Annotated in this window: 11 protein-coding genes; 6 read left to right on the plus strand and 5 right to left on the minus strand. The window is 70.8% G+C overall.

Going from position 1 to position 8912, the window contains the following annotated elements; translation table 11 throughout:
* Positions 1 to 140: 140 nt before the first annotated feature.
* Positions 141 to 746: a cold-shock protein gene (locus BMZ47_RS10540; RefSeq protein WP_007563815.1), complete on the minus strand. Its 606-nt coding sequence runs from the start codon at positions 744 to 746 to the stop codon at positions 141 to 143.
* A gap of 351 nt (positions 747 to 1097) precedes the next feature.
* Between BMZ47_RS10540 and BMZ47_RS10545 the strand changes: the two genes are divergently transcribed.
* Positions 1098 to 2108: an acetyltransferase domain-containing protein gene (locus BMZ47_RS10545; protein WP_208601035.1), complete on the plus strand. Its 1011-nt coding sequence runs from the start codon at positions 1098 to 1100 to the stop codon at positions 2106 to 2108.
* A gap of 197 nt (positions 2109 to 2305) precedes the next feature.
* On the opposite strand, the gene efp is transcribed toward BMZ47_RS10545, so the two are convergent.
* Positions 2306 to 2872: an elongation factor P gene (gene efp, locus BMZ47_RS10550; RefSeq protein ID WP_007563812.1), complete on the minus strand. Its 567-nt coding sequence runs from the start codon at positions 2870 to 2872 to the stop codon at positions 2306 to 2308.
* Positions 2873 to 3151: 279 nt separating this feature from the next.
* On the opposite strand from efp, the gene epmA reads away from it, so the two are divergent.
* The 5 genes from epmA to BMZ47_RS10575 all read left to right on the plus strand — a co-directional run bounded on the left by epmA (position 3152) and on the right by BMZ47_RS10575 (position 7500).
* Positions 3152 to 4207 (plus strand): EF-P lysine aminoacylase EpmA, encoded by a 1056-nt coding sequence (epmA, locus tag BMZ47_RS10555; protein ID WP_091861666.1) that lies wholly within the window; start codon positions 3152 to 3154, stop codon positions 4205 to 4207.
* Positions 4204 to 5247, plus strand: a complete 1044-nt coding sequence (locus BMZ47_RS10560) for a lysine-2,3-aminomutase-like protein (protein ID WP_091861669.1) — start codon at positions 4204 to 4206, stop codon at positions 5245 to 5247. Before epmA ends, BMZ47_RS10560 begins: the two co-directional genes overlap by 4 nt.
* An 18-nt stretch (positions 5248 to 5265) precedes the next feature.
* Entirely contained in the window at positions 5266 to 5877 is a 612-nt protein-coding gene (locus tag BMZ47_RS10565) for a glutathione S-transferase family protein (protein WP_091861672.1), read from the plus strand.
* A 138-nt stretch (positions 5878 to 6015) separates the two neighbouring features.
* Complete coding sequence (locus tag BMZ47_RS10570) at positions 6016 to 6663, plus strand: RraA family protein (protein WP_091861675.1); 648 nt, start codon at positions 6016 to 6018, stop codon at positions 6661 to 6663.
* A gap of 9 nt (positions 6664 to 6672) precedes the next feature.
* Positions 6673 to 7500 (plus strand): YdcF family protein, encoded by an 828-nt coding sequence (locus BMZ47_RS10575; protein WP_091861678.1) that lies wholly within the window; start codon positions 6673 to 6675, stop codon positions 7498 to 7500.
* On the opposite strand, the gene BMZ47_RS10580 is transcribed toward BMZ47_RS10575, so the two are convergent.
* The 3 genes from BMZ47_RS10580 to BMZ47_RS10590 form a co-directional block, all read right to left on the minus strand.
* Entirely contained in the window at positions 7437 to 7745 is a 309-nt protein-coding gene (locus BMZ47_RS10580) for a DUF3253 domain-containing protein (protein WP_091861681.1), read from the minus strand. The genes BMZ47_RS10575 and BMZ47_RS10580 overlap by 64 nt on opposite strands.
* Positions 7742 to 8503, minus strand: a complete 762-nt coding sequence (locus BMZ47_RS10585; protein ID WP_007563798.1) for a DUF599 domain-containing protein — start codon at positions 8501 to 8503, stop codon at positions 7742 to 7744. Before BMZ47_RS10585 ends, BMZ47_RS10580 begins: the two co-directional genes overlap by 4 nt.
* A 94-nt stretch (positions 8504 to 8597) precedes the next feature.
* Positions 8598 to 8882 carry an acylphosphatase gene (locus BMZ47_RS10590; RefSeq protein ID WP_091861684.1) on the minus strand — a complete coding sequence of 95 codons (285 nt, stop codon included), beginning with the start codon at positions 8880 to 8882 and terminating at the stop codon, positions 8598 to 8600.
* Positions 8883 to 8912 lie beyond the last annotated feature (30 nt).

The following is an 8912-nucleotide window of genomic DNA, read 5'->3' on the forward strand; positions in this document are numbered from 1 at the left end:
GGGCACTGGCCTCTCGGGAAACGCGATTGCGGACGGGGACGTCCGCCGCGGGTGCAGATAGCGCATCGCGCCCGGAGCGGGGGACCGGCTTTTGCGAAAAAGTCGAGGCCGCCCGATCGGCGCGGGTTCGCGGCGCGCCGTCAGTGCGAGGTCGGCAGCGCGTCGTCGATCAGGCGGATCTCCGCGGCCATCACGCCCTTGGAGCCGTCTCCGTAGCGCACCAGCACCGCGTCGCCGGGCTTCAATTCGGCGATGCCGTAGCGGCGCAGGGTCTCCATGTGCACGAAGATGTCGGGCGTGCCGTCGCCACGGGTGAGGAAGCCGAATCCGCGCAGCCGGTTGAACCACTTCACCACCGCGGTCTCGAGGCCGCTGGTCGGCGTCACCGAAACATGGGTGCGCGGCATCGGCATCTCGGAGGGATGCAGGGCCGCCGACTGGTCGAGCGAGAGAACCCGGAACGCCTGCCAGCCCCGCGGCCGCTCCACCGCCTCCACCACGATGCGGGCACCCTCGCTCGCGGCCTGGAAGCCGTCGCGCCGCAGGCAGGTGACGTGCAGCAGGATGTCGGGGGCGCCGTCATCGGGCACGATGAAGCCGAAGCCCTTCGACACGTCGAACCACTTGATGCGGCCGGAGACCTCGACGAGGTCGAGCGCCTCGTCGTCGCCCGGCGCCCCGTCGGCGGTCCGGGCATCCTCGATCCGACTGGGGTTCTGCGGCCCGGAAGCGCGTTCGTCAGACATGGCCGAGCAACCTACACCGAATCACGCCGCGCGCTCTCGCAGCAAGATTAACGAAGTCCTGATTCCCGGAAAGCCCATATGACCGGCATCGGAGCCATCCCGAGTTGCAATCTTGCCCGGGGGAGGCAGGCTCGCAACAGTCGATCGGTCGCAGGGGGAGCGGGGTTACGACGTTTTCGCGCCGATGGAGCCGTTTGGATTTCCTCAGCCACGCCGTCCAGTCAGGTTTTCGCGACCGGCCCGGACGCCCCTTCACGTTTTCGAGAGCGCTCGGGAATGCCGCCCGACGCCGCCGTTGCGCCGGCGCCCCCCGGTGGCGTCACGGGCGCCGGCGTGGTTTGAGCCCTCGCCATGGTGCCAGCTGTTCTTCGCTCCGAGCCGTCACACGCCGCCCCGAACGCCGTGGGGGGCCGATACCCGATCATCGACGCGGTTCGGGGGGGCGCCCTGCTCGCGATGGCGAGCTACCATTCGCTGTGGGACGTCGGATATCTCCGGCTGACCGCCGAGAACTACGCCCTGACGCCGACCGGGCATCGCGCGGCCGAGGCGATCGCCGGCACGTTCCTGACGCTGGTGGGCGTCGGGCTGGTGCTGATGAACGGGCGCGGCATCCGCCTGCGCCCGACCCTGATGCGGCTCGCCCGGATCGGCGGGGCGGCCCTGCTCGTCACGATCGGGACCTGGTTCGCCTTCCCGGATTCCTACGTGTTCTTCGGGATCCTGCATTGCATCGCCGTGTCGAGCGTGCTGGGCCTGCCGTTCCTGTTCCTGCCGGTTCCGGTCACGGCCCTGGCAGCGGCCGCGATCTTCGCCGCCCCCGTCCTGGTGCATGCGCCGGTGCTCGACGCGCCGGTCCTGTACTTCCTTGGGCTCGGTGCCGGGACGCCGCGGACCAACGACTACGTGCCGCTGTTCCCGTGGTTCGGCTTCGTCCTGACGGGGATCGTGGTCGGGCGGCTCGGCCTGCCCTGGCTGGCGCGCATGCGCCTGGGCGCCTGGGCGCCGCGCTCGGCGCCTAGCCGCGCCGCAGCCTTCGCGGGACGCCACAGCCTCGTCGTCTATCTCGTCCACCAGCCGGTGCTGCTGGCGCTATTCACCGGCCTCGTCACCCTGACCGGACCGAACCCGCGCGCGGGGGTGCGGGCCTTCCGCGCCGATTACGTTACGATCTGTACCCGCACCGGCGGCGAGCCGCCGCTCTGCCGGATCGCGGCCCGCTGCACCTCGGACGCGTTGATCCAGGAGGATCTTTTCCGGGAGGATGGACGGCCCTTCAGCCCGCAGGAGCGGCTGCGGGCGCAGGCCGTGTCCCAGGGCTGCTACGGGGCGATCGAGGCGGCATCTCGGGCGCTGCGGTGAGGTAATGGGTTGGGATCGCTGCGAAGGAACCTGCAGCGTCTCACCCAGTCACCTCACCTCAGGTGCGAGGACAGCGAGCCTTGCTGAAAGCCTCCTTCGAGGCCTCCGCTTCGCTTCGGCACCTCAGGATGAGGGCGCGGGTGGGATAGAGGGTTCTCACCACGCAGCCGTCAGCTCGCAGTGAGACCCCCAAAAAATCAGTCCTTGGCGCGCTCGACGTAGGCGCCGTCGGCCGTCATCACGACGACGCGGGTGCCGGCGGCGATGTGCGGCGGGACCGTAGTGCGCACGCCGTTCGAGAGCGTGGCCGGCTTGTAGGACGAGGAGGCGGTCTGGCCCTTGAGCACCGGCTCGGTCTCGGCGACCTCCAGCGTCACCCGCTGGGGCAGCTCGATGGTCAGCGGCACGCCGTTATGGCTCGACAGCATCACGGCCATGCCCTCCTGGAGATAGGGGGCGGCGTCGCCGACCACGTCGGCCGGCACGGCGACCTGCTCGTAGCTCTCGGGATTCATGAAGTGGAACCCTTCGCCGTCGCTGTACAGGAAGGTGTGCTCGCGATCCTCCACGAAGGCCCGCTCGACCTGCTCGGTGGTGCGGTAGCGCTCGGACACCTTCACGCCGTCCGTGATGCGGCGCATGTCGAGCTGGGTCACCGGGGTGCCCTTGCCGGGGTGGATGTTCTCGGCGAACAGGATCACGTAGAGCTTGCCGTCCTTCTCGACGACGTTGCCCTTACGGAGCGTTGAGGCGATCACCTTCACGGAATTAGGTCCTGCATTGACAAGGCGGGTCGGCACGCGCCAAGCGCGTGCACGGGATCTAGGCCCCGGCACTATCGCATCTGCGGCGCCGTTGCCAGCGGGCGGGCCTCAACCGAAGCGCGTGGGCTCGATGCGCGCGCCTCCCAATCCGGGGAACCCGTGGCCCGTTCGGAGGCCCGGACATCGTGGGGCCCGACCGGGAACCTATCAGGATCGTGCGATGACGACTCCGAGGATTGCCTTGCCCGGCCGAGATCGCCCCCGCCCGGGGATCGGGCTTTGACCGGCGCGCCCTCGCCCTGGTGGTCGCCCGGTCGCCACGCCGACCGGCGGCCGCGGCTGCTCCTGCGCAACCGCATCCTGGCCGCCTTCCGGGCCTGGTTCGCCGCGCGCGACTTCGTCGAGGCCGAGACCGCCTGCCTGCAGGTCTCCCCGGGCAACGAGGCGCATCTCTCGGCCTTCGCCACCGCGGCGATCGGCGCGAGCGGGGCGCGGACGCCGCTCTACCTGCACACCTCGCCGGAATTCGCCTGCAAGAAGCTCCTGGCCGCCGGTGAGACGCGGCTGCTCAGCGTCGCCCGGGTGTTTCGCAACCGTGAGCGCGGCCCGCTGCACCATCCGGAATTCACCATGCTGGAATGGTACCGCGCCGGGGTGCCCTATACCGACCTGATGGCCGATTGCTCCGATCTGCTCGCGCTCGCCGCCGAGACCGCCGGCACCCGCCGCTTCCGCTATCGCGACCGAAAGGCCGACCCGTTCGCCGAGCCGGAGCGCCTGACCCTCGCCGAGGCCTTCACGCGCTTTGCCGGGCTCGACCTGTTGGCCACGATCTCGCCCACCGGGGAGACCGACCGCGACGGGCTCGCCGCCGCTGTGTCGGAGGCCGGCCTCCGGGTCGCGCCGGATGACACCTGGGCCGATCTGTTTTCCCGTGTGCTGGTGGCGCGGGTCGAGCCGCATCTCGGCATCGGGCGCCCGACCATCCTGTGCGAGTACCCGATCAGCGAGGCCGCCCTCGCCCGGCCCGCCCCGGACGATCCGCGTGTGGCCGAACGGTTCGAGCTCTATGCGTGCGGGGTCGAGCTCGCCAATGCCTTCGGCGAATTGACCGATCCCGCTTCCCTTCGCCGACGCTTCGCCGGGGAGATGGCGGAGAAGCTGCGCGTCTACGGAGAGACGTACCCGATCGACGAGGATTTCTTTGCCGCGCTGGCGGTGATGCCCGACGCCTCCGGGATCGCCCTCGGCTTCGACCGCCTCGCCATGCTGGCCTGCGGGGCGAACCGGATCGACGACGTCCTCTGGACCCCGGTCGCGGAGACCCTGCCGTGAACCGCACCCTGCGCAACGCCGCCGACCTCGCCGCCGCCGGCCTGCTCTCCGGCCCGGAGGCGGACGCCCTGCACGATGTGCTGTCGCGCTACGCCGTCTCGGTCACGCCGGACATGGCCGAGCTGATCGACCTGGACGATCCGGCCGATCCGATCGCCCGCCAATTCGTGCCGCAGGGTGCGGAGACCGTGGTCGCCCCGGAGGAACGGGCCGACCCGATCGGCGATGCGGCGCACGCGCCGGTGGTGGGCATCGTCCACCGCTACCCCGACCGGGTGCTGCTGAAGCCGCTGCATATCTGCCCGATCTATTGCCGGTTCTGCTTCCGGCGCGAGATGGTCGGGCCGGACGGCCTCGGCTCGCTGACCGAAGCCGAGCTCGACGGCGCGCTGGCCTACATCGCGCAGGATCCGCGGATCTGGGAGGTGGTGCTCACCGGCGGCGACCCGTTCGCGCTCTCGGCCCGGCGCCTCGGCGCCATCGCCGAGCGCCTGTCGGCGATCGAGCACGTCCGGGTGATGCGGATCCACACCCGCGTGCCGGTGGTGAAGCCCGACCTCGTCGACGCCGATCTGGTGGAGGCGCTCAAGCGCTTCGGCCGGGCGGTGTTCGTCGCCCTGCACGCCAATCACCCGCGGGAATTCGCGCCGGCTGCCCGCGCCGCCTGCGCCCGGCTGGTGGATGCCGGCATCCCGATGGTCAGCCAATCGGTCCTGCTGCGCGGCATCAACGACGACCCCGCGACCCTCGAGGCGCTGATGCGGGCCTTCGTCGAGAATCGGATCAAGCCCTATTACCTCCATCACGGCGACCTCGCCCCGGGGACCGGCCATCTGCGCACGAGCCTGACCGAGGGGCAGGCGCTCATGCGCACCTTGCGCGGGCGTCTCTCCGGGCTCGCGCAGCCGACCTACGTGCTCGACATCCCCGGCGGCCACGGCAAAGTGCCGGTTGGGCCGGGCTACCTGCGCGACGCGGACGGCGGGACGCGGGTGACCGATCCCAACGGGTATGAGCACGCCTACCCGCCGAAGGCGTAGCGGAGACGGTTCGTGACGATGCGTAAACTCTGGGGCCGGCTCACCTCGGTCAACGTGCAGAAGGCAGTCTGGGCGCTGGACGAGGCCGGCCTCGCCTATGAGCGGATCGATGCCGGCGGTGCGCACGGCGTCGTCGACGATCCCGTCTATCGCGCCAAGAACCCGAACGGGCTGGTCCCGACCCTGGAGGAGGACGGGTTCGTCCTCTGGGAATCGAACGCCATCCTCCGCTACGTCGCGGCGATGGCCCCGTCTCTGGCACCGCCTGCCGATCCGCGGACGCGCGCCCATATTGAGCAATGGCTCGATTGGCAGGCCACCTCCTTCACGCCCGCCATGCGGGACGCGTTCTGGCAGCTCTACCGGTCGGCCAATCCGGACCGCGCCGTGATCGACGCTTCGGTGAAGCGCACGGAGGCGTTTGCCGCCATCCTGGACGCGCATCTGACGGGTCGGGACTACGCGGTCGGCGATGGTTTCAGCATCGCCGACATCGCCCTCGGCTGCGCGGCGCATCGCTGGCTGAACCTGCCGGCCGAGCGCATCGAGCGGCCGGCCCTGCGTCGCTGGTACGACCGGCTCGCGGCCCGGCCCGGGGCGGCGCGGGCTTTGGGCGAGCCGATCTCCTGAGATCGCGAACTTATCCCCGGACGCTGGCGAGCATCTTTCGGGGCGAGGCGGCAAGCGCGGCCTTGTCGGCGGGCCCGGGCGATCCACCTTGAGCCAACTCGCCGATCCGTCCGGCGCCCGCCTTCCCCGGAGCCTCTGATGGCGATCGATCCGACCCTGCGCGACGCGCTCTCCGCCGTGACGCCCGCCAGCCTGGCCCGGGCCTTGTCACGGGCGGGCGTGAAGGCGTTCAGCCCGCGCGGTCTGATCGGCCACGGCGAAAGCGCCATCGGCCCGGCCTACACGATGCGGATGATTCCGGCCCGCAACGACGCGGCCGGCGACCTCGCTGCCGCCATCGATGCGGTCCCGGAAGGCGCCATCCTGGTGATCGAGGCCGCCCGCTCAGGCCTCGCCCTCCCCTTCGGCGCGATCGTGGCGGCGCGGCTCGCGCAGCGCGGAGTCGCCGGCCTCGTCACCGACGGCGCCCTTCCGGAGGCGGTCGGTCTGCCGGTCTGGTCCGCGCCGGAGGCCGGGAGCGAGACGCTGGCCCTGGTCGGCACCCAGGAACGGGTCTCCTGCGGGGGCGCCGCGATCCATCCCGGCGACATCGTCGTCTGCGGATCCGGCGGGATCGTCGCGCTGCCGGCCGAGCTCGCCGAGCGCATCGCCCTGGAAGCCGTCGAGCAGCAGCGCCTGGATCTCTGGATCCAGCGCGAGGTCGAGAGGGGCGAGAGCCTCGCCAGCCTGCTGCCGCCGGACGCCGCCGCCCTGGCCCGATTCGAGGCCGAGACCAAGCCGGCCTGAGGCGGCCCGGTGTTCTTCCCGCTCTCGAAGGTGGTCTATTTTCTGATCACCCCGTCGAACCTGTTCATCTTTTCGGCAACTGCCGGGCTCGTCATCCTGGCTGCGACGCGCCTGCGCCGAACCGGCCTCGCGCTCGCCGCGCTCGGGCTGCTGGGACTGGCCGTCGGCGGCTTGACCCCCGTATCGGAGATCGCCCTTCTGCCGCTGGAGGAGCGGTTTCCGCCCTACCCGGAGGATGGGCCGGCTCCCGCGGGCATCATCGTGCTCGGCGGCGGCATCGAGGCCGGGCTGTCCGAGGCGCGCGATCAGGTGCTCGGCAACGATGCCGGCGAGCGGCCGGTCTACCTTGCCCACCTGGCGCGCCGTTTTCCGCAGGCCCGGCTCGTCTTCTCCGGCGGAAGCGGCTTCGTCGGCGGCGGCATTGCGGAGGCCGACATCATCAGCCGCCATGCCGACGTCCTCGGCCTGCCCCGCACCCGGCTGATCCTCGAGAACCGGTCGCGCAACACCCAGGAGAACGCCGCGTTTACCGCCGCTCTGGTCCAGCCGAAGCCGGGTGAGCGCTGGCTGCTGATCACCTCGGCCTGGCACATGCCCCGCGCGATCGGCTGCTTCCGGGAGGCAGGCTTCACGGTGGACGCCTTCCCGGTCGATTACCGGACCCGCGGCTGGGGCGATGCCGCCCGGTTCCACGGATTCGCATCCGACGGGCTCCTCCAGCTCGATCTCGCGGTAAAGGAGTGGATCGGCCTCGTGGTCTACCGGCTCGCCGGCTACACGCCGGATTGGCTGCCCGGGCCCGAACCGGTCGCTTCGCCTGGCAGCGCCAGCCGGTAGATTCCGCGGAAATCGTCCGGATCGACCGGCTTGCCCTTGCGCAGGATCGCGACCCGGCCGGCATGGGCGAGCCGCACCGCGACCCGCCGCACCGGCTGCATCAGCGGTCCCCATCCGTCCGGGTGCGGGCCGCCCAAGGCGCGGGCGACCTCCGACGGGCAGATGGTCTTGCCGGCGCCGCGCTCGGCCACCAGCCCGAGGAGGGTCTTCTCGATCGCCGCCTCGTCCGCCTTGGTCGTATTCATGTCCGTGCCTCCTCGGCGGGGGCCAGGAGCGGTCCCTCGTGCGGGCCTTCACCGGCCTCCAGCAGCGCCTTGCGGATTTCCGAGGCGAACTGTCGACGCCACATGATGACGACCACCGCACTTGTCGAGGCGATCAGCACATACGGGCTCACGAACCAGCCGAGATAGGCCAGCGCGAAGAAGAAGGCGCGCTGGCCGCGGGCGAAGTGCCGGCCGGCGCTGACATTCATCGCCGCGAGCCGGCGGACCGCCCGCATCACCTCGGTGTCGCTGACGCCCGAGCCCTTCGGCGGCACGGCGCCCAGCAGGATCGCCGCATAATTGAACAGCCGGTAGGCCCAGGCGAATTTGAAGAAGGCGTAGACGAACACAACCGCGAGGCCGGCGACCTTCAGCTCCCAGGTCGTGCGGTTCGCCACCGTCCCGAACGGGAGAGTCGCGAACAGGTTGAGCACGTCGTCTCCGGAGCGCGACAGGGTCAGCACCGAGCCCAGTGCGATCAGCGAGGTCGAGGCGAAGAAGGCGGTGCCGTTCTGGAGGGAGGCATTGATCTGCGTGTCGACGACCCGGTTCTCGCGCCCGATGATCTGCCGGGCCCAGTTCGACCGGTGGACGTTCATGATCTGGCTGAGCGAGATCATGCGCCCGCGCAGGCGGCCGACCGACAGGCCGTACGCGACCCAGGCGACGATGAAATAGGCCAACGCCCCGAGATCGAGGGGCGAGAAGGCGGCACTGCCTGCGGTCAGGTCTGTCATGGTCTCGGAGCGCCGGGGATCGGAACCGGTAGCGGACCGAGGCCATACCAGTCCCGTTCGTCCCGCAGAACCCGCCCTGCCTCTCGCGACGGCCTCAGCCGCGCAGGATCTCGAACCGGCCCGTCTCCGGCGGATCGCCGCCCTCGCGCAGAGTGACGTCGGTCACCCGGGCCGCCGGCGGCCCGGACCGGCACAGGGCCACCATGTGGTCGACGGCCCCCGGCGGACCGCTGAACAGCGCCTCGACAGAGCCGTCGTCCCGGTTGCGCACGAAGCCGGACAGGCCCCGGGCGCGCGCTTCGGCCTGTGTCCAGGCCCGGTAGGAAACGCCCTGGACCCGCCCCTTGACGATCACGGAGACGGTACGCGTCGCGCTCATCGGATCGGCACCGTCCCCAAGGCCCGTGCG

This window comes from Methylobacterium brachiatum (genome assembly GCF_900113845.1).
Lineage (GTDB): Bacteria > Pseudomonadota > Alphaproteobacteria > Rhizobiales > Beijerinckiaceae > Methylobacterium > Methylobacterium brachiatum.

What these genes read in the sequence shown, in the direction of transcription:
- BMZ47_RS10540 (WP_007563815.1), bottom strand. Translation starts at nt 746, where the DNA reads ATGTCTGACGAACGCGCTTCCGGGCCGCAGAACCCCAGTCGGATCGAG.
- BMZ47_RS10545 (WP_208601035.1), top strand. Translation starts at nt 1,098, where the DNA reads ATGGTGCCAGCTGTTCTTCGCTCCGAGCCGTCACACGCCGCCCCGAAC.
- BMZ47_RS10565 (WP_091861672.1), top strand. Translation starts at nt 5,266, where the DNA reads ATGCGTAAACTCTGGGGCCGGCTCACCTCGGTCAACGTGCAGAAGGCA.
- BMZ47_RS10570 (WP_091861675.1), top strand. Translation starts at nt 6,016, where the DNA reads ATGGCGATCGATCCGACCCTGCGCGACGCGCTCTCCGCCGTGACGCCC.
- BMZ47_RS10580 (WP_091861681.1), bottom strand. Translation starts at nt 7,745, where the DNA reads ATGAATACGACCAAGGCGGACGAGGCGGCGATCGAGAAGACCCTCCTC.
- BMZ47_RS10585 (WP_007563798.1), bottom strand. Translation starts at nt 8,503, where the DNA reads ATGACAGACCTGACCGCAGGCAGTGCCGCCTTCTCGCCCCTCGATCTC.
- BMZ47_RS10590 (WP_091861684.1), bottom strand. Translation starts at nt 8,882, where the DNA reads ATGAGCGCGACGCGTACCGTCTCCGTGATCGTCAAGGGGCGGGTCCAG.